Raw genomic sequence first — 21,097 nt, 5'->3', positions numbered from 1 at the left:
CCTGAGAACAAAACGGGTAACAAGAAAGCAAAATGACTAAAGCATTATTGGTAATTGACGTTCAGGTCGATTTTTGTGAGGGCGGCGCCTTAGCCTGTGCCGGAGGGGCAATAACCGCCAAGCGAATTACCGAACACCTCGAGAGCAATAAAGGTGATTACGACTATGTAATTGCTTCAAGAGATTGGCACAGAGCCAACGATGCAAATGGTGGGCACTTTGCGGCATTAGACGAGTCTCCTGATTTCAAAACTAGCTGGCCGGAACATTGTGTCGAAAACAAATTCGGCAGCCAGTACCACGCGAACCTAGACACCAGCCTTATCGACATCCACATAAAAAAAGGCCAAGGAGCAAACGGCTACTCGATCTTCGAAGGTATCGATGATGCCGGCACCAGCTTCCCTGATCTAGTCAACCAGCTTCAGATCACCCAGGTCGATGTGGTTGGAATAGCGACCGACTATTGCGTTCTGGCTTCTTCGATGGATTCAAAGAAATTTGGGCTGGCAGTTAGGGTCATCACCGGCCTAACCGCCGGGGTTTCACAAGGCTCTACTGAAACTGCAATCGATGACATGGTCGATCAGGGAATCGAAGTAACTCCGGTTTACGAAGCAAATTAGCTTTCTCTGGTTGCTCCGGCGCTCGCGGAGACAGTAAATACGTTTGCTGCGCCAAATCCGGCTTTAATAAAGGCAGCCTTGACAGCCATTTCTAGGCCGGGCAGCAGGTCTTTATCGATAACAGCAATCGCAGCGCCCCCGAAGCCGCCACCGGTCATCCTGGAGGCGATTGCGCCGGTTTTCAGGGCAGTTTCGACCGCTAGGTCTAGTTCTGGGATAGAAATCTCGAAATCATCGCGCATTGAGACGTGGCTTGCTTCAAAAATTGGACCGATTTTCTCAATCCGGCCGGCCCTTAGGGCCGCAACGGTAGCTAACACTCGGTCGTTTTCGGTGATGATGTGGCGGACGCGACGATAAGTCAGATCGTCGAGCTTTGATTTTGCGGCTTCAAGGTCCAACTGTCCAAGCTCACGCAACGAGCTCACGCCCATAATGAGGGCGCCTTTCTCGCAAGCATCTCTTCTAGAGCGGTAGCCACCGTCGGAGTGACGATGTGAGACCTGGGTGTCAATTACTGCCACAACTAGATTCTGAGCCTCCAGGCCCAGCTCGACTGTTTCTGTTTCAAGACTTAGGCAGTCAATCAAAACCGCAGCGTCAGTTGAGGCGAGCATAGATGCTGTCTGGTCCATGATTCCGGTCGGAGCACCTACGACTTCGTTTTCGGCACGCTGGCCGATAAGGGCGAGCTCCTGCTTGCTGTGTCTCAAGTCCCACAAGTCGTTTAGTGCAAGGGCTACCGAGCACTCAACCGCGGCAGACGATGAAAGGCCGGCTCCAATTGGAACATTTGAATCCAAGTACAAGTCAAAGCCAGCATCAAGACCCGCACGCACTACCCAGGCTACGCCAAGAGGGTATAGCGCCCAATCGAGATCTTGTGGCTCGGTTTCTCCTAGTTCAAATTCGACGATGCCCTCAGTGAAGGAAGTTCCGATTCTGATTAGGGAGTCATCCCGCTTGGACATGGCCGCATAGGTTCGCTTATCTATTCCAAACGGGAGAACAAAACCATTGTTGTAATCGGTGTGCTCGCCAATTAGGTTGGCGCGTCCCGGTGCTGACCAGACTCCAGTTGGTAAGTAACCAAACTGTTTTTCAAAGCCCGCTGTTGTTTGCTTGGTCAGGTTCACTTGATTACTTTCTTGAGTCTTGCAGCAGTTTCTTCTGGAGCAACGTCTCCGACAAAGGCTCCCATGGCGCTTTCAGACCCTGCCAAATATTTCAGCTTGTCGGCATCCCGAAGCGGAGAAGTGATTTGAAGCATCAATCTAATCTGGTCCCGGTTTTCAATCATCGGAGCCTGGTGCCAAGCTGAAATATATGGAATTGGCTTGTCATACAAAGCATCAAGACCTAAAAGTATTTGCTTATAGGCGCCAGCCAGCTCGCTTACTTCGGCGTCTGTCAGCTCCGTAAAATCTGCAACCTGGCGTTTTGGCAATAGGTGGATTTCGATTGGCCACCTTGCGGCAAAAGGCACGAACGCAACAAAGTTTTCGGTTTCTAGAATATTTCTACTCGAGGATTTTTCGAATTCAACTAGCTCACCGAAGAAGTCGCCGCCGTGATTCCGGACGCTCGCGATTAGCTTTTCAGTTCTAGGAGTCACAAACGGATATGAGTAGATCTGCCCATGGGGGTGGTGCAGGGTGACTCCTATGTCCTGGCCGCGGTTTTCAAAGGGGAAGACCTGAATAACGCCTTCCAGTTTCTGGAGGTGTGAGGTTCGAGATTGCCAGGCTTTTATAACCGTCTCGATGCGGGCCACCGGCATGGATCCCAAGTTGCCCATGTGGTCGGGACTGAAAACAACTACCTCACAGCGGCCGAAGGAGGTTGTCGAGAAACCGAACGGGGCAGTGCGCTCAGGAGGCGAAATCTCACCGAGATCCGGACCAAAAGCCGGGCCCTTGTTCTCAAAGACCGCGACATCGAAGTTGTCTGGAACCTCGCTTGGGTTATTTTCGGAAGTTGGACAGAGCGGACAAGCATGAGCGGGTGGTAGAAATGCGCGCTGCTGTCTATGGGATGCGACAGTGATCCACTCTCCAGACAAAGCGTCATAACGTAATTCAGCGGTTACGGGTCTTTGGTCCGACTCGCGCTGATCTTGTATGCGGTTTGCTGGAAGCGTTGATTCGGCGTCATCAAAATAAAAGATGTCCCGGCCATCAAAAAGCTTGGCTTCAATACTGGGCTTGTTCACTCAAGTACCTCATACTCACTGTCGGTAACATATACGGGTGCGCAAAAACTACCCTGGTGAGCAACTGAGTATTTCCCGCCTAGGCGGGAAGACTTCCAGTATCGCAGAATTTGATGTACTAGGAGGTCAAATTAGACATCTTATGTTGGGCGGCGTTGAGGTAGTCCCTGAATTCGCAGGCGAAAATCCTCGCGCTCAGGTGTTCGGCTTCACAATGGCGCCTTGGCCCAACCGTCTTCAGGACGGTAAGTACCAGATGTCCGGAACCGACTATCGGATTCCAAAACTCGATTCTCAAAACAACGCTAACCACGGTTTATTGCTCGACGAAAAGATGGAGATTGTCTCTCACGCTTCGGATTCTCTGAAGCTCTCCTACAGCTTCGGCCAAGCTGCTCACTATCCATTTGCGATTGATTTAGAGCTTGAATTTAGCCTCGAGGAAAATGCACTGGTAACTCGAGCAACCGCAACGAACAACTCGACGCAGTCCGCACCATTTGCTATCGGCTTTCATCCTTATTTCCTGATGGGAAATGAGTTCACTTTGTCCGCGGGCTTCACTCACCAAATAGCTACCGATGATCGAATGTTGCCGGTTTCGGCGAAGGAAATTTCGGGGTTAGCTCTCAATCAAGACTCCCGGGAGCTAGCAACACTGGATAATTGCTATTACGGGAGCAATGAAGTTCTGGTTACAAATTCCTCAGGTTCTTTCGAGATTCGCGGTCTAGAAAATATCAACTACTTCATGCTTTATCGGCCATCAGCACTTTTGTTTGCGAAGGGCTCTGCGCTTGCTATCGAACCCATGTCTCATCCTGCGAACGTTTTTGCAACCGACATTGCCAGCACTGAAATTTTGGCTGGAGAATCTAAAAGCTACAGCTACGAAATTAGAAGTCGGTAGAAGCTAGGTCTTTCTCATCAGCTTCCAAAGCGGCAATCAACCTTGCGACCACGTGTTCTGTAGTCATGCCAGCTGGGAAATTAGGAGCTTGTCCAGCAATCGCTCTTGTAGCCAGGCCGGTTTCGGTGTGGCCCGGCCTGGCAGAAATTACTCGAATTCCTTCGCGGCGCCATTCTTTGCCCAGTGCAGTCAAGAACCCATGAACTGCGGTCTTTGAGCCGCAGTAAGCAGCCATACCCATCATCGGAGTTTCCGCGACCACTCCGGTAATGTTCAGCACGAAAGGCTGGTTACCAGCTTCTGAGGATTCCTTTAGTTTCCCAAACAGCTGGGATATTAGCTGAATAGGCCCTTGGGAGTTCACGGCCGTCAGTCGCCTGCTGGTCTCGACGGTCAGTTCGCTGACCGGACCAAAAGCAACTACTCCGCTGGCGTTGATGATTCCGTCAACTTGGCTCGCAGCAACCAGGTAATCGGTCAAAGTTTGAATTGAGTCTGGCTCCTGAAAGTCAAGCAGTAATCTAACTTCAGCCTTGGCAGGGATACTGCCCGCAGACTCGTTGTTAGTCGCAGTGCCCAGCACCTTTGCTCCCTTTGATGAAAGCACGTTCGTAAGTTCTGTACCAAGTGCGCCTGAGGCGCCGGTCACCAATATAGTTTTTCCTGAAAGATCCATAGGGAAAGCTAACACCATTGCGGCTCGCGGTATTTCGATGAACCCGATGAATTTGGCGTCAAAGCCTAAACTTAGGGCTCGCAGCCCTGTTTTCAAAAGATCCTGAAGGGGGTTTTATGCTCAAATCGGTTTCGCTGATGGCCTTAGTGGCGTTGGTCTTGACTGGCTGTGCATCGGCATCGGTCTCAGAGTTTGCGGCAGACGGCAGTTGCGACGGCGCTAGGGTCACGGTGAATTTTGCTGGTCTTGGTCGGGATGTTTCCAGCTGCGTTTCAATCAGTGGGGATGTGGCCACCGCCAAGCAGGTCTTGTCCGCGGCAGGAGTATCCACCGAGGGCACTAGAGCTTATGGAGACATGGTTCTTTGCCGTGTAAACGGTGTTCCGGGAAAGAACCAGCAGATAGTGATTTCAGGAGGCGAGCCTTACGTGGAGACTTGCCAGGAGCTGCCAGCGGCATTTGCTTACTGGGGTTTTTATGTCCGGGTTTCAGATACAACCGACTGGGTTTTTGCGCCGGAGGCGGTGACAGATCTTTTGGTTAGACCTGGAGACTCGATTGGTTTGGCTTTTTCACTAGGTGGAACAGCGCTAAAGCCGACAGACTAGGCAACATTGTCCATTAGAGGGGTAACACATTGAGGCGAATCGGCATTTGGGCTTTGGTGGCCGCAACACTCGGCCCAATTCAAAACGTACTGGGCTGGACCATTTCAGGTTCACTGGTCCCCGGCTATGACCCCATAGCCAAAACAATAAGCGATCTTGCGGCAGACGATTCTCCCGTGCAGGTGATTCAGTCCAGCTTCTTCCTGTTTGGCTCGCTGCTGACGCTAGCGGGCGCGTGGCATGCCAAGGCGTTTTCTCTCCCCGGACGACTGGCGCTTGCTGCTGCTGGTTTAGCCGGCTTCGGTTATACATTCTTTTCGACCCCCTCCCAAGACAGCTCCTCTTATTGGCACGTTTTGTTCGCAACTTTTGCCTTCGTCTTATTTTCGGCATGGCCACTGTTGGCAATGCGCTTTGACAAGCGATACCACTGGAGCATCAGACCCGTCGGCGCGATTCCAGCCACTCTGATTATGGGGATTACCACGCTATGGTTCCTACTTACGTGGCTGGAACCCGGACAGCCGATTGTTGGATTATCGGAGCGTGTGATTGCTGTCATGCAGGTTTTGTGGCTTTCGGCTGCCATCTGGTTGCAGTGGTTGCACCAGAAGAAGGCTGACGCCGGGCTTGTCGCCAGCTAGTTCTAATTACTACAAACCTGGCCTTAGGCTTTTATTGTGATAACCGCCGGAATCGACCTAGCCGCAGAGCCAAAAGGCACTGCCCTGGCAATCATCGATTGGAACAGTAGCTCTGGGACGCTAATAGACCTGAAGGCAGGTGTCGCTGACAGTGTCATAGTTCAAGGCTCTTCTGATGCCGAGAAAATTGGTATCGACTGCGCACTCGGGTGGCCAATCGAATTCGTAGATTTCGTCTCGAACCATAATGACCCAGATTCTAAAAGCCACGAAGTAGAAGGCGACATGGATTGGCGTCGACGGCTTTCATACCGAGAGACCGACAGGGAGGTTCGTGCAAGAACAGGCAGATGGCCACTGAGCGTTTCTACCGACCGACTGGGGCTCACTGCTATGAGGTGTGCTGGTCTTCTAGGCAGGCTTGAGAAAACCGGAATTCAGATCGACAGATCTGGTGCCGGAGTAGTTGTCGAGGTTTACCCCGGTGCAACTTTGAGGGTTTGGGGCTTTGATACCACGGGTTATCGAAAGTCCATTGATGAACGTAAGCGTCTACTAGGCCAAATTCTTGAGCAGGCTGACTGGCTAGATACTTCCGCGTTCGAGTCGCTAATGCTCGAATCATGCGACGCGTTTGATGCAGTGATAGCCGCCCTTGCAAGCAGAGCGGCGCTTCTGGGCTTATCTGAGCCTCCGACTCAAAGCCAGATGTCGCAGGCTCGCATCGAAGGCTGGATTGCCTTGCCGGCCGGAAAAATAACTGAGCTAGTAGCGCATGGCCAAGAATGAAGCAAGCCCCGTCGGATTCGAGCTGACATCAAAAGCGATGTAAGAGTTAGTTCGCCGTCAAGAGAGATGCTGCGGAAAAATCATCGATAATCAAATCGGTTATGAAGCCCCCGGCAAGAGCTCCTTGCAGGCTAGGGATTCGAGATTTACCCGAAACGACACAGACTCGTCTTGGCGCACGTTTGAGGACATCCAGGTCTAGGCCACTGGATCGACGGTTTAGTTTGACATCCTCCCAGGAGCCATCGGGACGATAAAACACTGTTGCGATATCGCCCACCACGTTATCGTCGCGAAGGCTATCTAGGTCGGCCTGACTCAGATAGCCGGCGGTATAGACGTGACTTGGGACCTCGGCGTGCAGCGCGCCTAGTCCAAAGAGCGCGACATCTAAAGAGCCTTGAATGTTTAGAGTGCGCTTAATGCTGCGCTCCCTCCAGAGGATTGATTTAGTGTCTGAGTCATCAAAAAAGGCTGGCACCGGAAACTGTTCAACTACGGCACTAAAGGCCTCACCAAAACGACGCAGAATTTCACCGGAGTAGGTGACTCCCGTGGTGTGGTCATTTCCGGCTCCGTTTAGCTGAACAATCCGAGAATCACTTGTTTGCCTGCGGGTCAAGTGACGGCTCACGGCGCTGGTAGTTGCTCCCCATGCCACCCCCATTGTCATCTTCGAACCAAAAAAGCCGCTTAGCATTCGTGCAGCACTGAGCGAAACTCGGTCCAATTGCTCAACCGGGGAAATAGCATCGGAGACTGGAACCAAGTGAGCATTCACTCCAAATCGGTCATTAATTTCACTAGCTATTCGCCTTGGAGCTTCGTCGGGGGTGTGGACTTTTATTTCAACGATGCCTCGGTCTCTAGCCATCTGTAGCAGCCTCGAAACGGAAGACCGGGATACATTCAGCTCGGTGCCTATGGCTTCCATTGTGAGATCTTGCTGGTAATACAGCTGGGCAGCTCTAAGCGAAAGCTTGACCTTGGATGTTTCGTTTAGTTCCTGATACATAACAAAAGTATTGCACGAATGTGCAATATCCCTGATTAGTATTTCAGGTTCCGAAGAGCCCACGTAAATTTTATTGAACTATACCGTTATGAAGGGAAGCTACCCCGTGGGGCAAAGAGGCTCGAGTAAGGAATCAGACATCAGGCTTCAGGGCCTTCGAGATAATCCGACTGCGCAGGTGCTTATTATTGGCGGCGGCATAAATGGGATTGCAACTTTCAGAGATCTTGCGCTCCAAGGTGTGAGCGTAGTTTTGGTTGAGCGCGAGGACTTCTGCTCCGGCGCATCGGCGGCCTCTTCGCACATGATTCACGGGGGAGTTCGCTACTTAGAAAACGGTGAGTTCAGACTGGTCAAGGAGTCGCTCCAAGAACGCAATCGTCTTCTGGCTTCGGCGCCTCATTACGTCAAGCCACTTCAGACCACAATGCCGATTTTCACTCTTTTTTCGGGCTTGCTTTCCGCCCCACTTCGGATTCTTAGACACACTCAAGGCAAACCTCAAGAGCGCGGAGCTGTGCTCATCAAAGTGGGATTGACGCTGTATGACTTCTTCGGTCGTAACGGCGGACGCATGCCGCGCCATGAGTTTTTTGGCAGGAAGAAATCACTGAAACTATTTCCAGAGCTCAACAAGAAGGTGGCTTTTACCGCCACCTACTATGACGCAGCGATGGAAAGCCCAGAGCGCCTAGCACTGGACACTCTCAAGGATGGCTTGGCAACAGGATCTCATGCTCGAGCTGCAAACTACTTGTCAGCCGTAGGCATGAAAGATGGTGGAGTTGTTTTACGTGATTCGCTAACGGGTCAGGAGTTTTCCTTCAAGGCCGAGGTAATCATCAACACCTCGGGACCTTGGACAGACCTAACCAACAAGACCCTCGGTCGATCCACAAGCTACATGGCCGGCACAAAAGGTTCTCATATTGTGCTTGACAACCCTGAACTGCTTGCAGCCTGCGACAGCCGTGAAATTTTCTTCGAGAACGAAGATGGTCGAATTGTGCTCATGTACCCAATTCTTGGTCGAGTCTTGGTCGGCACCAGCGATATTCCTCATGACATGTCTGAGCCTGCGGTTTGCACCGAGGAAGAGGTGGACTACTTCTTTGATTTGGTGAAGTACATCTTCCCTGACATCAACGTCGACAGATCTCAAATCGTATTCCGGTATTCCGGTGTGCGCCCCTTGCCTAAATCAGATGATTTGTTACCGGGCTTTGTTTCCAGGGACTATCGAATTGTGAAGACCTCAGATGAAGCAGATATCCCTTGGCTGAGTTTGGTTGGCGGTAAATGGACCACCTTCAGGGCTCTTGGAGAGCACATGTCCTCTGAGGCGCTGAAGCTTCTAGGTATAAAGCGCACCGTTTCAACCACCGACATGGCTATCGGTGGGGGAAAGAATTTTCCAATCTCCAAGGCCTCTCAGCTTGAGTGGGCCGAGGAGAACGGCGGCGAACTGGAAACAGACAGAACTCTGCAGTTATTGAACCGTTACGGCACTTTGGCGTCGGAAGTTATTGACTTTGTACACGCGGCCAATAAAGACGAAAACCTTCTACATAGCTCGGACTATTCCAAGGCTGAAATTCAGTTTTTGGTAGAGCGGGAACACGTGGTTCATCTTTCGGACATTGTCCACAGAAGGACCAGCCTCGCCTTCACCGGAAAAGTGAATAAACAATTACTGGTTGAGCTTTCCGAAATAGTAGGAGCAGAGTTGGGATGGTCGTCCGATCAGAAGGCTCAAGAAGTCCAGGGAATTCAGCTGGAGAGCGTAAGTCCAGTATGAGCACCGTTGAGCTAGTGAACAAAGCCTTTGACAATTCTGCGAATGGCAAACGACTAGTGCCGCAGATGAACTCCCTCAATCGTCATCAGCTCTTCCGAAACTGGAAGAGGACTGTGCCTAAGACCATGGGTTGGATTGATCAGGACGTGGAGACCTAATCAACCAATCTTCATGAGGAGCGCACATCCGTCGCGACTCTAAAAACGCAGTACCCAATACAACGAAGTAGGGAATCTATGAGACACACAATGATTAAAAAGAACAGCTTTTGGCTGGCGCTTTCGCTGATAGTGATGTTGCTTTCGGGCATCGTCGCCTCAGTAGTGCAGACTGCAGGTGGCACCGTAGCCATCAAGGACATGCGATGGGAGACCCCGTCTGGTCAGATGATCAGTGCGCTGATGTACAAGCCGGACTCGGTCACCTCAGAGAACAAGGCACCCGTTATTATCGTCAGCCACGGCTGGTGGAATAATCGCGAGATGCAGGCCGGCAACTATGTCGAGCTTGCGCGACGCGGCTACGTTGTCGTGACGATTGACATGTACGGCCACGGCAACTCTTCACCGCTGATTAACGACCAGTTGACTCTGGGTGCCACAGGAATGTATGACGTTGTCAAGCTTGTTGCTGCCTTGCCTTACGTTCAGGCAGACAAGATCGGTATCTCGGGTCACTCTAACGGTGCCCGCGCGTCGAACTTTGCAGTGGCTTTGGACAACGAAGCAGAAACACCGCTTATTGCGGCACTCTTGCTCGTAGACAAGGACCCGGACACGAGGGACGCTGATGGCGCATTCACAAACGTATATGGTGCCCGCGACGTTGGCGTCGTGGCAGCGCAGTACGACGAGTTCTTCTTTCGTAGCTACAGCGCAGAAGGTGCAGTTCTAACCCCGCCGCGCGAGTACATCGGCACGCCCAACGCACAGTCGTTCCTAAACTTTGGAGTCGACCCTGCGATGGGTGAAGAGCGCAACGCAGGTGAGTTCTACACCGAAGGCGGCTCAACTCGCATCGTCTACACCCCTGCTGAAACTCACCCGTGGGGCACTATCTCGATGACGACCATCGGTAGCCAGATCGAGTTCTGGGAAGAGGTTTTCTCGGCCCCGGCCCCGTTAGCCGCCAGCTCTCAGGTATGGCAGGTTAAGGAAGTCTTCACCGCTCTCGGTTTGGTCGCTTTCGGTATCTTCCTGCTCACTTTCGCTCGTGCGCTTCTCGGCACTCGTGCGTTTGCCGGGCTCAAGAAAGAAGCCCCAGCTGCGGTTGCTATGGCAGGCGGCAAGGGGCTCGCATGGTTCTGGGGCGGCATTACTGTCTCAGCGCTATTCTCCGGCTATAGCTACGTGTGGCTCAGCCAGCAGCCTATGATTCAAGGAATTGCGTTCAATGGCACTCCCACAATCTTTACTCAGGGCGCGGTTTTCTTCATCGCATCGTGGGCAGCGATCAACGGTCTTTTCGCCATCCTCGTAATGACCGTGTCGTACTTCGCCTTCGGCAAGAAGAACGGCATGAACCTTCGCGAGTCTGGCGTACTACCGGGCTGGAAGAAGTTCTTCCATGGAATCGGCTTGGGCGCTGTTGTAGTTATAGCGGCATTCAGCATCGTCTTCGTGCTCGATTACTTCTTCAAGACCGACTTCCGATTCTGGACGATGGCGGTCAAGGCCTTTGAAGCAGACAAGCTCTGGATTGCACTGCTTTACGTGCCGTTCTTCTTGGTGTTCTTCATCGCTAACTCAGTCGCGATCAACGCATTCAACAGGTTCACTTTGGTTGGAAAAGAGTGGGCAAACACGCTCGTTCTTACCATCGGAAACTCGTTGGCAGTTCTTGTGCTCGTTATTGCGCAGTACACCAACTTCGCATCCACGGGCTACACGATTGATGGCTTCAGTGGCATCTTCAGCATCTGGCTTTTCCCGGTCATCGTGATTCTTGCGGTGGCGGCTGTTGTTTCGCGCAAGCTGTACCGCGCGACCAGCAACCCTTACATCGCTGGCTTCATAGTGGCCACTGTGGTGACGATCATGTCAGTGTCCAACACTCTGACCGTCACTTACTAAATCCCTCCAGTCGGCAGCAATAGCCGACCGGTAAAAACTCACGGCCCCAGCATTTGCGCTGGGGCCGTGAGTTTTTTTTAGAATCTGCAGTGCAGTGCTCGTATATCGCGCCAAGGAAGAGAAAATCCTCTAGAGCCCAATCGCCGTCCCTGGTTACGTTCCGCTGGTAACTTCACTGTGGGGTTGGTGTATTTACAAAAGCCAATGCCACCCAGAGGATGGCTACTAAAGGTTTAGACCCAATTCAAGGTTCTGGAAACTGCCTTCTTCCAGAGTGACAGGTGTCGGTCGCGTTCTGGAGCCGCCATCTTTGGTTCCCACCTTGCGCCTTCCTGCCAGCGATCTCTTAGCTGATCTAGATCTTTCCAAAAACCAACTGCCAGACCGGCCGCGTAGGCGGCACCAAGCGCGGTGGTTTCGGCGACCACTGGACGTATCACCGGCACCCCGAGGATGTCAGCCTGGAACTGCATAAGAGTATTGTTATTGATCATGCCACCGTCGACCTTTAGCTCGGTCAGGTCGTGACCAAAGTCCGCATTTAGGGCATCTAGAACTTCGCGAGTCTGAAAGGCTGTTGCCTCGAGCGCGGCTCTGGCGATGTGTCCCTTGTTTATAAAGCGAGTCAATCCTACCAAAACACCGCGTGCATCCGGTCTCCAGTGCGGTGCGAATAGACCGCTAAATGCCGGCACGAAGTAGGCGCCACCGTTGTCTTCAACGGTATTAGCCAAGGCCTCTACATCTGAAGCCGAATCTATAATTCCTAGGTTGTCTCTCAGCCACTGGATCAGGGACCCGGTTACTGCGATCGAGCCCTCAAGAGCGTATACCGGAGCCGCATCGCCGAGCTTGTAGGCCACGGTGGTTAGCAGGCCGTTCTTGGAAAGAACTATCTCCTCACCGGTATTGAAGATCAGAAAGTTGCCGGTGCCATAGGTATTTTTGGATTGGCCCTTTGAAAAAGCCGCTTGACCAAAGGTTGCTGCCTGCTGGTCGCCAAGGATTCCGGCAATCGGGACATCTCTGAGCAGGCTTTGACCGCTTACGGTTCCAAACACTTCCGAGGAGGAGCGGATTTCCGGAAGCATGGACAGCGGAATATCGAACTCCTTGGCAATGGCTTCGTCCCACTCGAGAGTCCTGAGGTTCATCAACAGGGTTCTGCTGGCATTTGTGACGTCGGTTTTGTGAACGCCGCCCTCGACGCCACCGGTGAGATTCCAGAGCAGCCAGGTGTCCGGAGTTCCAAATAGAAGTTCGCCCTTGTTTGCAAGCTCCCGCGCGCCGGACACGTTCTCTAGGACCCAGCTAATTTTCGTTCCAGAAAAGAAGGTGGCAAGCGGAAGGCCTGTAGTTTCTCGGTATCGATCGACGCCTTCGGGACCAGCGAGACGGTCGACTATGTCTTGGGTTCTGGTGTCTTGCCAGACAATGGCGTTATAGACGGGCTCGCCGGTTGTCTTATTCCAGACAATGGTGGTTTCGCGCTGATTGGTGATGCCAACGGCGGCAATGTCGTGCCTAGTGATGTTTGCCCTGGAAAGCGCAGTTCCAACCACTTCGCGGGCGTTACCCCAAATTTCCATCGGGTCGTGTTCGACCCAGCCTGGCTTGGTCATTATTTGCTTATGTTCTAGTTGTCCGGTGGATATAACCGAGCCCGACTCGTCGAAGACAATCGCTCGAGTGCTGGTTGTGCCCTGATCGATTGAAAGGACGTATTTTTCCATGAGAATAATCCCTAGCTCCGTTGATAGTTTTCCCTTGCTGCCCCACAAGGATACCGCTGCGAGCATGTCAAGAGGCTGGAGCGAGGCAACAATTGAGCTGCACGAATGTTCAGATTCAAAGGCCACCCAGCCCAGTTTTTGGAGTCTAATTCCTGATCATAAGGGCTTATTCATATGTCCTCGGGGCTCGGAGAGTGCAGCGACCCCTTCACAGAGTAAAAAGACCCCATCCTGGAGGATGGGGTCTTGGTAGGCCCCGTCGGGATCGAACCGACGACCCACGGATTAAAAGTCCGTTGCTCTAACCAACTGAGCTAGAGGCCCTAACCGTCTATAATTCTAACAGCGAGCTAGCTCCGAACAACATCGTTTTTCGCATCGGACAAACGCAATAGCACCGAAGATCGCGACTTAGCCGAGCTGCAGCAACTGCAGTCTTTATCTTCACATTCTTCGGCAACATCAATCAGTGCGTCGAGGATAAAGGTGCATTTGGCATAGACACTGACCAGGAACGGCCATCGTGGCTGTTCGGCCAGTGCTGGCATCTTGGGCTGCGTTGCCATCCTCTGTAACTCGGCATCTAGAGGCTCTAAACAAGCCTAGGGAATTTCGGTCCAAGCCCCAAAGTTGATCTTCAAATGAAGACCGCTCGGCAGCTGCTATACGCGATTCCCGTCCTTCTCCTGCTCGTTGGTTGCGCACAACCCCAAGCTAACATCGTGTCGGAGTCTGAAACACCCACGGCGGAAGCCCAACCCCAACCAACTCAGAGTGAGGCCCCTATCACGGAGGGCGGTCCCATTGCTTGCGATGCCAATGTCCAGGGCGCCATCGAGACAACGGTAAACGCTCAGACCTCGGCCTTTGCACGTGATGACTTTGAGCTGGCGTACTCGTTTGCGTCACCATCATTTCGGTCCAACGTGACACTAGAGGGCTTCGTGGAAATTATCGCCGGGAGTTATGGCCCGCTAATCGAGTCTTCCAAGCTAATTTTCAATGACTGTATGGTTGATTCGAATTCCGGAATAGCGCTGATTGATGTTCGGTTTCTACAAGCCGGAAACGACGTTTATGCCCTCAGATATTTGATGATTGAAGCCATGGATGGTTGGCGAGTCCAGGGCGCAAGTAACCTTCAAGTGGTTGGTGAGGGCGCCTAGGAAGGTCAGCTCATGGCTGCGAAGGCAGCTACTTTACGCAACCGCCTGCACAAGTCGCCAAGGACTTAATGAGAATAAGCTGGCGGAGAGACTAATTTGAGTTTTCAAAGCTAAGTTTGTACGGGATGGTTGTTATCGATAAGCCGATAACCCGCGTGAATAGAAGCTCAAGTAATAAGGGAGAATGACAATGGCACAAAAAGAGCAAAAGCCTCAAAAAAACACCAAGAAGGCCCCTGCAAAAAACTTGAAGGAAAAAAGACTGGAAAAGCAGTCCAAATCAGAAAGCAAAAAGCGCCTCGGATAGATTCGCTTTTAGCCTCTTAGTGCCCGTGTCGGGCATAAAATCCTGAGAGGTCACCAATTTTTGTAGGCCCCGTCGGATTCGAACCGACGACCCACGGATTAAAAGTCCGTTGCTCTAACCAACTGAGCTAGAGGCCCCTGCAGCTTGAAAGTGTATCAGCCGATTAGCTCAAGATGTCTTTAGTGGTGAACCTTGAATAGGCCAAAGCTCCAAAGACAGCAATGTATCCCAGTTGGAGGAGAGAATTGCTGGCAAATGATCCAAGCTCAATCGGTTGCCTCAGCAGATCCGCGAAGCTCAGCCAATAGTGGGTAAAGAGCCATTCGTGGAGCCAAGAAAGCTGTGGCAAGTTATCAAGAATCTGGCTTACCCCTGCTAGAACGACCGTTGCAGCCATTGCGCCGACTGGGACCGTAGTCAGAGTCGAAACAAATAAGCCAATAGCTAATAGCCCGCTCATTGAAATTGCCGTGTAGACGGCGACGAGTGCCATGCGACCGATTGATTCCGCCAGGGAAATTTGATCGCCTGACAACAAGGTGACCGGGCCAATTGGGAACAAGATCGCTCCAATAATCCCGCCGGCTAGCATCAGCGTGAAGGTGCCCGCAAGTGCGAAGACGAGTGTTCCTAAGTACTTGACTACAAGGAGTCTCAAACGACCCACCGGAGCAATCAGCAGGTATCTAAGCGTTCCAAGACTCGCCTCTCCGGCAATGGTGTCTCCGGCAACGACGGCCATGGTTAGTGGCAAGAACAGCGGAAGAGCCAAAAGGGTAGCGGTGAAGCCAGTGAAGAGACCATTTTGGGTCACTCGATCAAGGAAAGGCGGGCCTTCACCAGGAGCGAGCTGATCACTGGTTAGCGCGACCGCTACCGCCAACAAGATCGGTATTAGTGCAATTGCCGCAAGCATCGCCCACGTGCGACGCCGGGTGAACATGACTCTTAGCTCTGAGAGCATCAGAGAAAGACTTAGGGATTTAGCGAACAACTTCAAACCCCTCTCCGGTCAGGTTGACAAAGTATTCTTCCAAACTTGGTTGCTCGAGACGGATCTCACTGACCATAAATTTCTTCTTGACCAGTAACTGGTTCAGACTCGCAACGTCGAAGTCACTCGGCACTGGAACCACCACTCGGTCTGGTTTTAGGGAAAGTTTTGTTAGCCCTTGAGTTTTTAGTAGATCAACCAACTCATCAATACGGTCGGCTTTTAGCACCAGTCTGGTTTGGGACTCATTTCTTAGTTCCGCCAAGCTGCCCTGCGCGACTATCTTGCCGGCGGTCATAACTGCTAAATGACTACAAAGCTGTTCGATTTCGCTCAAAAGATGGCTCGAGACAAAGATTGTAATACCCTCAGCGGCGAGCGAGCGAATAAGGTTTCTAACCTCTCTGGTTCCTTGAGGGTCTAGGCCGTTTGTCGGCTCATCAAGAATCAAAATCTCGCGCGGCTTTAGAAGTGCATTGGCCAAGCCCAGGCGCTGCTTCATGCCTAGTGAATAAGCATGAACCTTTTTCTTGGCGGCGTTGGTGAGACCAACCCGCTCTAGCGCAGCGTCTACGCGCTTCTTACGCGTGGAAGCAGTTGAATTACGGTCGGCCGAATCAATTCTTATAAGGTTGTTTCGCCCCGACATGTATGGGTAGAAGGCCGGGCCTTCTACCAGGGCGCCAACTTTGGGGAGGGCGTGTTCTAGTTCTTTAGGAATAGGGTGACCTAGGAGTTCAATTTCACCTTTGGACGCTGCGGCTAGACCCAGAATCATGCGGATTGTTGTTGTCTTTCCTGAGCCATTTGGACCCAAAAAGCCAAACACCGATCCCTTTGGGACACTTAGGTCGATGCTTGATACCGCCTTTTGGGAGCCAAACTGCTTAGTTAGAGAGCTGGTTTTTATCGCCAGCTCAAGACTCTGGGGCATGTCCTCTATTTCGAAACGCTGAGCAAGTACTCAATTGTGACGGCACCCATGTAGACCTCGCCGGAATCAGTAAGGAATACATTCACAAGTGCGCTTGAGAATACTTTGCCGCCTGGAACCTCGGTCAGCATGTCTGCGAATAGCTCAGTTGCCATTAGCTCTGCTGGAATGTCTGCCGGAAGAGCTGGCAAATAAACAACGCTCTGCCAGTCCTTGCCAATAACCTCGGGCTTCGCTGAGTCGCCAAATGCTTCTTCAAGCTGGGCTTCTAGTTTGCCACTGTCCTTGTCGGCGTAACCTTCTAGGTCAGTGGAATCTAAGGTTGTCACCACTGTGCCAGCCGGTGGGGTGAAGTCAAATAATGAAGCGTCATTCGGCCCGAAGCTGATTGATTCAAAACCTACAGAAAAAGCAGCTTCCGACTGCTGAGTGGAGAAAACTTCAACCTTCAGTGGAAGTCCGGTTTCAGAATCAACCGAAATCTCAGCGCGCTCAATCAAAGAAGCGGCGGCGTCCGGGCTAATGAGTAGCTGGTAGGCGGAGCGGCCTGCAACATTGTGGTCCTTGCCGACCTCAACTGTGCTGGTCTCGTCAATCATGCCGACTAGATAGTCGGCAATGGCTTCTGGACTACTTAGGTCCAGAGCGATTGATTCTGCATAGTCGAGAACTTCCTGCTCGGCAGTTGCCTGCTTTGCAGGATCGATTTCCATGTTTATGGTGCCAGTTGTTGCGGTGGCGGTCTTGGCGTCATAGACCCAAAACTCATCTCCGTTAACAATCAGGTCTCTCTGGGACATGGGATCTAAAATCTGAGCTCGCATCTTGTCCTGACCGGACACATAAACCCTCACATTGTGAGTGCCGGAGACTATTTCCATGGCCTGGGTCAAGGCGCTTGATTCAATAACAGCTGGCACAAAATCAGCGAATTCAGCCGGCATCTTCTCTGCCATCTCGTCTGCCATGTCTTCACTCACCATGGAGCTGAACTCCAAGGAGGGAATACCCATGTCGCTGACCTTTACGATTGTTCCGGAAAACTCCAGCACCTCGCTCTTTTGCATCAGCACCATAACTTCGGATGCGCTTAGGTCCGGAAGGTCCACGGCGTTAGCCTGAAGTGGAACCGCGACAGCACCCAGTGCAATTACAGCCGGAACCGCTACGGATGGAATCCATCGCTTTGAAATGCGCATCTTTAATCTCCCTGAAAGTTGGTAGTTGTAAGCCTAGTTTTTATAACTTCAAGTTAGCTGAGAGTGTTCCCAATTATCAAAGTTGCCTGCTGACTAAATTTCGGGCTCTAACCCCAACATCAACGTAGGTTATTGCCAGTTGGCGTCAATTACGCTCGGGTTTTCTGGGTTACGGTCCTGCGAACCCCATGGCTGCTTGTATTCAGTGGACATTAGGTCCAAGAACAGCTTGGCGTCGAATTCTTCAGGACCACGAACTCCAGTGGCCTTCCAGTCACCTCGCGATAGCAGCTCTAGTGCAACTACCGGAACCAAAGCGGTCTGCCAGACCACGGCCTGAGCATTGTAGTTTTTGCCAGTCCAGCTGGTGTCTGCCACGTGGTAGAGGTAGGTGGCTCTTGGCTTGCCATCGAGGCCTTTTCCTGTAACCAAGGTTCCTGCACAGGTCATACCAGTCATCGAATCGACCAGGGAGGCTGGGTCAGGAAGAACTGCAGCGACTAGGTCCCTCGGGGCAACTTCGACGCGTCCGGATTTGGATCTAACCGAGACCGGCTCAATTTTGTCGAGACCAAGAGCGTGTAGGGTCTGCAAGACGCCGATGAACTCACTGCCAAGGCCATATTTGAAGCGGACCTTTTGGGCATCCATGGTGCGGGGCAACATGTTTACTTCTTCGTGCTCAACGTTCACGCACTCGATTGGTCCTATTCCTCCTGGGAACTCGAACATCGCTGGCTCGCTAAACGGTTCGGTTGTGTACCAGCCGCGATCTTTTTCCCAGATCAGTGGTGGGTTCAAGCATTCTTCGATGACGGTCCAGATCGAGAACGAAGGAGCGAAGATTTCCTCACCCTGTTCATTCCTGACAACTAAGTTCCCACCATCAAGGATGCAGATTTCATCAACTTCACTGAAAAGGTAATCGGCTGCGTAACGAGCAAAAATGTTAGAAATACCGGGCTCAGCTCCGGTGCCGATTAGAGCCAGTAGGCCTGCCTTTTCAAACTCAGCGTGTTTTTCATATTGCCAATCGCCTAGTTTTTCCGCCGGGGTGTTGAACGGATCTGTCTTGTGGACGTGGCTCAAACTCATCGCCATGTCCATGTAGTTCACGCCTGCCTTCAGTGCACCATCGAAGATGCTCTGGACAAACTTGGGCTCGACCGCGTTCATGATGTGAGTGGCGCCGACCTCCTTGGCCAAGGCGGCCACCTGGTCTGAGTCACTGGCATCAATCTGCGCAGTTTGGAACTTGTCTGCGGCTTCCGGGGAGTGCTCTTTTACCCAATCAACGCTTTTTTCAGCACGCTGAATGTCGTAGTCAGAGACGATTAGTTTTTCGAAGAAATTACGATCGGCAGAGATCTTAACGATCGCATCGCCAACACCACCTGCCCCTATTAGCAAGATACGCACGGATTTTCACAACCAAACATGACCGATTCGAAGATTCGGGCCCAGTCCTTGCCCTCATTCATTGGTAGGCGCAAGCCTCTGTGGCGTCACTGCTAGTAACTGCGCCTTCACCTAATGAACTACGTGCTCAATTATGGCGCTTGCTTCAAAAATAAGCGACCTTGAACAAAACTTTCTAAGCAAGCTGGCGAATTGGAATCACCAGTGGCGTCTTACCAACCGGATCATCGATTACGCGAGCCAAAATCCTAAAGGCGTCGGCCAAATTGTTTGGGGTTATAACCTCGTGCGGAGTGCCCTGTGCCACTATGGAGCCGTCTTTGAGGATAACTATATGATCTGCAAATCGGGCCGCAAGGTTTAGGTCGTGGATCACCGCGACGACTGTCATCCCACGTTCGCGCTTCAGGGAAGACAAAAGGTTCATCACCTGCAGCTGGTGACTGTAGTCGAGAGAGTTGGTGGGTTCATCTAGCAACAGCACCGCAGGGTTTTTCACCAGCGCCGCCGCTATCACGGCGCATTGACGGTAACCGGAGGAAAGTTCCCCTACCTTTTTATCTCTGGCTCCAGTAAGTGAGGTTCGCTCCAGAAGGGTTTCGATTTCTTCCTTGAGCCTCGGAGATACTCTGGAAATTTGGCGGGCTGCCATTGCCGATCTTCCCACCAGATCAAAAACAGTTTCCTGGTTTCTGGCCGCCGGTATTGCGGCAAGAAAACCAATGCTTTGGTTTATCTCTGCTTTGGTGAGTGAAGTGATTGAAATGCCGTCCAGTAGCACAGCCCCGCTTGCCGCCGGAATTTTCCGTGCTAAAGCCTTTAGGAGCGAAGTCTTTCCAGCACCATTTGGCCCAATAATCGCCGTGACAGAACCCGGACTGATTTCTAGGTCAAGGTTTCGAATTACTTGGTCGGCGGAGTACCCAGCACTCAGTGCCTGCGCGGCCAACTTGGACTCGGGTTGATACATGCCTAAAGCTTAGTTTTTGTGGGACCATTCGGTCGCACCTAAGGGTCTTAGTCCCAGCACATCTTTTTTTGAAGTGCGACTGCAGTTGCGGTAGGAGATTCTCTGCAACCTGTAATTCGCCTGAAAACCTACTCGTGGAGCTTGGGCTCTAGGGGTATGACCGGTTCGGTCTTTGTTGGCCACTCAACAATAAGCATGGCGGTCAGCATCACCGATCCACCGATGACCATCGCAGTTGTCAGTGGTTCTTGACCAAGCCCGACCGCCAATATGGCCGTGAAGATAACTTCGCTGGTAATCAACAATGCCACTCGAGCAGGATCGATCAGGGTCTGGGCCCAGGTCTGAACCCAAAACGCGATCACAGTGGACAGTAGGGCCGTGAAAAGAACCGCGAACCAAACTTCCCAGTTTGGTGGTGGCTGGTAGCCATCGACAAGCGCAAAACCCCAGCAGACAACGGCTGCGAAGCTGATTTGAATCATGGCGATTCTGTATGAGTTTCTTCCATGACCGAATTTGCCAAGTAGCAAAATATGAATGGCGAAAAACACTGCGCAAATTACAAGCCAGATTTGCCCAAGCTGAAATTCGATGTTGGTGGCGGCGCCGGAGAAAACAGCGAGCCCCGCCACTGCCAGCAGGATTCCCACTATTACTCGGGCCGGGAAGCGCTTGCGAGTGAAAACCCAGGCAATGATCGGCGTGAATACGACATACAGCCCGGTGAGAAAACCGCTTGTGGCTGCAGTTGTGAGGCTTAGCCCAACGGTCTGGGTTATAAAGCCAAAGGCTAGGACGATCCCAATTAAGGAGCCGAACTTCAGGTCACCTGGCTTCATGCTGAGAGAAAGTCTTGGTCGTAGGACGATCATGGCAAGCGCGGCGATCGAAAATCTGGTTGCGAGAAAGTCCATATACGGCTGTTGTTCGATGGCGTCCTTCATTAGGACAAAGGCCGCGCCCCAGACAAAACCAACGCCCAGCAGGGCAATAACAGCTAGGCGAGTTTTAGGCACTCCAGA

General features: G+C 52.0%; 21 protein-coding genes and 2 tRNA genes. 9 read left to right on the top strand and 14 right to left on the bottom strand.

Going from position 1 to position 21,097, the window contains the following annotated elements; translation table 11 throughout:
• Positions 1-32 precede the first annotated feature (32 nt).
• A complete protein-coding gene (locus ABXT50_RS05510) occupies positions 33-626 on the top strand; it encodes an isochorismatase family protein (protein ID WP_415273878.1) in 594 nt (197 codons plus the stop codon).
• Here ABXT50_RS05510 and galK read toward each other — a convergent pair.
• Positions 623-1,762 (bottom strand): galactokinase, encoded by a 1,140-nt coding sequence (gene galK, locus ABXT50_RS05505; protein ID WP_415273877.1) that lies wholly within the window; start codon positions 1,760-1,762, stop codon positions 623-625. The genes ABXT50_RS05510 and galK overlap by 4 nt on opposite strands.
• The gene (galT, locus tag ABXT50_RS05500; RefSeq protein WP_415273876.1) at positions 1,759-2,838 is read right to left on the bottom strand and encodes a galactose-1-phosphate uridylyltransferase; all 1,080 of its coding nucleotides are present in this window, start codon (positions 2,836-2,838) and stop codon (positions 1,759-1,761) included. The genes galK and galT overlap by 4 nt, the downstream gene beginning before the upstream one ends.
• 37 nt (positions 2,839-2,875) lie before the next feature.
• Here galT and ABXT50_RS05495 point away from each other — a divergent pair, with 37 nt between their 5' ends.
• Positions 2,876-3,748: a hypothetical protein gene (locus ABXT50_RS05495; protein ID WP_415273875.1), complete on the top strand. Its 873-nt coding sequence runs from the start codon at positions 2,876-2,878 to the stop codon at positions 3,746-3,748.
• On the opposite strand, the gene ABXT50_RS05490 is transcribed toward ABXT50_RS05495, so the two are convergent.
• Positions 3,735-4,397 (bottom strand): SDR family NAD(P)-dependent oxidoreductase, encoded by a 663-nt coding sequence (locus ABXT50_RS05490; RefSeq protein WP_415273874.1) that lies wholly within the window; start codon positions 4,395-4,397, stop codon positions 3,735-3,737. The genes ABXT50_RS05495 and ABXT50_RS05490 overlap by 14 nt on opposite strands.
• A 143-nt stretch (positions 4,398-4,540) precedes the next feature.
• On the opposite strand from ABXT50_RS05490, the gene ABXT50_RS05485 reads away from it, so the two are divergent.
• Genes ABXT50_RS05485 through ABXT50_RS05475 form a run of 3 tightly spaced genes read left to right on the top strand, consistent with a single transcriptional unit; the run spans position 4,541 to position 6,465 of the window.
• Positions 4,541-5,032 carry a hypothetical protein gene (locus ABXT50_RS05485; protein ID WP_415273873.1) on the top strand — a complete coding sequence of 164 codons (492 nt, stop codon included), beginning with the start codon at positions 4,541-4,543 and terminating at the stop codon, positions 5,030-5,032.
• 29 nt (positions 5,033-5,061) lie between these two features.
• Positions 5,062-5,676 (top strand): DUF998 domain-containing protein, encoded by a 615-nt coding sequence (locus ABXT50_RS05480; protein ID WP_415273872.1) that lies wholly within the window; start codon positions 5,062-5,064, stop codon positions 5,674-5,676.
• 36 nt (positions 5,677-5,712) lie between these two features.
• A complete protein-coding gene (locus ABXT50_RS05475) occupies positions 5,713-6,465 on the top strand; it encodes a DUF429 domain-containing protein (protein ID WP_415273871.1) in 753 nt (250 codons plus the stop codon).
• 46 nt (positions 6,466-6,511) lie between these two features.
• Here the strand turns inward: ABXT50_RS05475 and ABXT50_RS05470 are convergent, their stop codons facing one another.
• On the bottom strand, positions 6,512-7,480 hold the full coding sequence (locus ABXT50_RS05470) for a sugar-binding transcriptional regulator (RefSeq protein ID WP_415273870.1): 969 nt from the start codon (positions 7,478-7,480) through the stop codon (positions 6,512-6,514).
• Between the two features lie 88 nt (positions 7,481-7,568).
• Here ABXT50_RS05470 and ABXT50_RS05465 point away from each other — a divergent pair, with 88 nt between their 5' ends.
• Together ABXT50_RS05465 and ABXT50_RS05460 are read left to right on the top strand one after the other, a co-directional pair.
• Positions 7,569-9,278 carry a glycerol-3-phosphate dehydrogenase/oxidase gene (locus ABXT50_RS05465; RefSeq protein WP_415273869.1) on the top strand — a complete coding sequence of 570 codons (1,710 nt, stop codon included), beginning with the start codon at positions 7,569-7,571 and terminating at the stop codon, positions 9,276-9,278.
• Between the two features lie 248 nt (positions 9,279-9,526).
• Positions 9,527-11,350: an alpha/beta hydrolase family protein gene (locus ABXT50_RS05460; protein ID WP_415273868.1), complete on the top strand. Its 1,824-nt coding sequence runs from the start codon at positions 9,527-9,529 to the stop codon at positions 11,348-11,350.
• 233 nt (positions 11,351-11,583) lie between these two features.
• Here ABXT50_RS05460 and glpK read toward each other — a convergent pair whose 3' ends face one another.
• The 3 genes from glpK to ABXT50_RS05445 form a co-directional block, all read right to left on the bottom strand.
• On the bottom strand, positions 11,584-13,083 hold the full coding sequence (glpK, locus tag ABXT50_RS05455; RefSeq protein WP_415274819.1) for a glycerol kinase GlpK: 1,500 nt from the start codon (positions 13,081-13,083) through the stop codon (positions 11,584-11,586).
• A 247-nt stretch (positions 13,084-13,330) separates the two neighbouring features.
• Positions 13,331-13,407, bottom strand: a tRNA-Lys gene (locus ABXT50_RS05450).
• A 26-nt stretch (positions 13,408-13,433) separates the two neighbouring features.
• Complete coding sequence (locus tag ABXT50_RS05445; RefSeq protein ID WP_415273867.1) at positions 13,434-13,649, bottom strand: hypothetical protein; 216 nt, start codon at positions 13,647-13,649, stop codon at positions 13,434-13,436.
• A 75-nt stretch (positions 13,650-13,724) separates the two neighbouring features.
• Here ABXT50_RS05445 and ABXT50_RS05440 point away from each other — a divergent pair, with 75 nt between their 5' ends.
• Both ABXT50_RS05440 and ABXT50_RS05435 read left to right on the top strand, forming a co-directional pair.
• Positions 13,725-14,249 (top strand): DUF4864 domain-containing protein, encoded by a 525-nt coding sequence (locus ABXT50_RS05440; RefSeq protein ID WP_415273866.1) that lies wholly within the window; start codon positions 13,725-13,727, stop codon positions 14,247-14,249.
• A gap of 184 nt (positions 14,250-14,433) precedes the next feature.
• Complete coding sequence (locus ABXT50_RS05435; RefSeq protein ID WP_415273865.1) at positions 14,434-14,556, top strand: hypothetical protein; 123 nt, start codon at positions 14,434-14,436, stop codon at positions 14,554-14,556.
• A gap of 63 nt (positions 14,557-14,619) precedes the next feature.
• Here the strand turns inward: ABXT50_RS05435 and ABXT50_RS05430 are convergent.
• The 7 genes from ABXT50_RS05430 to ABXT50_RS05400 all read right to left on the bottom strand — a co-directional run bounded on the left by ABXT50_RS05430 (position 14,620) and on the right by ABXT50_RS05400 (position 21,091).
• Positions 14,620-14,693: transfer RNA gene (locus ABXT50_RS05430), tRNA-Lys, on the bottom strand.
• A 26-nt stretch (positions 14,694-14,719) separates the two neighbouring features.
• Positions 14,720-15,520, bottom strand: a complete 801-nt coding sequence (locus tag ABXT50_RS05425; RefSeq protein ID WP_415273864.1) for an ABC transporter permease — start codon at positions 15,518-15,520, stop codon at positions 14,720-14,722.
• A gap of 19 nt (positions 15,521-15,539) precedes the next feature.
• Complete coding sequence (locus ABXT50_RS05420) at positions 15,540-16,484, bottom strand: ATP-binding cassette domain-containing protein (RefSeq protein ID WP_415273863.1); 945 nt, start codon at positions 16,482-16,484, stop codon at positions 15,540-15,542.
• A 5-nt stretch (positions 16,485-16,489) separates the two neighbouring features.
• On the bottom strand, positions 16,490-17,683 hold the full coding sequence (locus tag ABXT50_RS05415) for a LolA family protein (protein WP_415273862.1): 1,194 nt from the start codon (positions 17,681-17,683) through the stop codon (positions 16,490-16,492).
• Positions 17,684-17,812: 129 nt separating this feature from the next.
• Positions 17,813-19,102 (bottom strand): saccharopine dehydrogenase family protein, encoded by a 1,290-nt coding sequence (locus ABXT50_RS05410; RefSeq protein ID WP_415273861.1) that lies wholly within the window; start codon positions 19,100-19,102, stop codon positions 17,813-17,815.
• Positions 19,103-19,277: 175 nt separating this feature from the next.
• A complete protein-coding gene (locus ABXT50_RS05405; protein ID WP_415273860.1) occupies positions 19,278-20,072 on the bottom strand; it encodes an ABC transporter ATP-binding protein in 795 nt (264 codons plus the stop codon).
• A 128-nt stretch (positions 20,073-20,200) separates the two neighbouring features.
• Positions 20,201-21,091 carry a DMT family transporter gene (locus tag ABXT50_RS05400; protein ID WP_415273859.1) on the bottom strand — a complete coding sequence of 297 codons (891 nt, stop codon included), beginning with the start codon at positions 21,089-21,091 and terminating at the stop codon, positions 20,201-20,203.
• Positions 21,092-21,097 lie beyond the last annotated feature (6 nt).

Source organism: Aquiluna sp. Uisw_065 (assembly GCF_047731275.1).
Classification (GTDB): domain Bacteria; phylum Actinomycetota; class Actinomycetes; order Actinomycetales; family Microbacteriaceae; genus Aquiluna.
This window is presented reverse-complemented; position numbering and strand designations above follow the sequence as displayed.

Excerpts from the sequence above, each read along its gene's own strand:
- ABXT50_RS05435 (WP_415273865.1), top strand. The coding sequence starts at position 14,434 with ATGACAATGGCACAAAAAGAGCAAAAGCCTCAAAAAAACACCAAGAAG.
- ABXT50_RS05405 (WP_415273860.1), bottom strand. The coding sequence starts at position 20,072 with ATGTATCAACCCGAGTCCAAGTTGGCCGCGCAGGCACTGAGTGCTGGG.
- glpK (WP_415274819.1), bottom strand. The coding sequence starts at position 13,083 with ATGGAAAAATACGTCCTTTCAATCGATCAGGGCACAACCAGCACTCGA.
- ABXT50_RS05485 (WP_415273873.1), top strand. The coding sequence starts at position 4,541 with ATGCTCAAATCGGTTTCGCTGATGGCCTTAGTGGCGTTGGTCTTGACT.
- ABXT50_RS05415 (WP_415273862.1), bottom strand. The coding sequence starts at position 17,683 with ATGCGCATTTCAAAGCGATGGATTCCATCCGTAGCGGTTCCGGCTGTA.
- ABXT50_RS05420 (WP_415273863.1), bottom strand. The coding sequence starts at position 16,484 with ATGCCCCAGAGTCTTGAGCTGGCGATAAAAACCAGCTCTCTAACTAAG.
- ABXT50_RS05510 (WP_415273878.1), top strand. The coding sequence starts at position 33 with ATGACTAAAGCATTATTGGTAATTGACGTTCAGGTCGATTTTTGTGAG.
- ABXT50_RS05465 (WP_415273869.1), top strand. The coding sequence starts at position 7,569 with ATGAAGGGAAGCTACCCCGTGGGGCAAAGAGGCTCGAGTAAGGAATCA.
- ABXT50_RS05445 (WP_415273867.1), bottom strand. The coding sequence starts at position 13,649 with ATGGCAACGCAGCCCAAGATGCCAGCACTGGCCGAACAGCCACGATGG.
- ABXT50_RS05440 (WP_415273866.1), top strand. The coding sequence starts at position 13,725 with ATGAAGACCGCTCGGCAGCTGCTATACGCGATTCCCGTCCTTCTCCTG.
- ABXT50_RS05425 (WP_415273864.1), bottom strand. The coding sequence starts at position 15,520 with ATGCTCTCAGAGCTAAGAGTCATGTTCACCCGGCGTCGCACGTGGGCG.
- ABXT50_RS05470 (WP_415273870.1), bottom strand. The coding sequence starts at position 7,480 with ATGTATCAGGAACTAAACGAAACATCCAAGGTCAAGCTTTCGCTTAGA.
- ABXT50_RS05460 (WP_415273868.1), top strand. The coding sequence starts at position 9,527 with ATGATTAAAAAGAACAGCTTTTGGCTGGCGCTTTCGCTGATAGTGATG.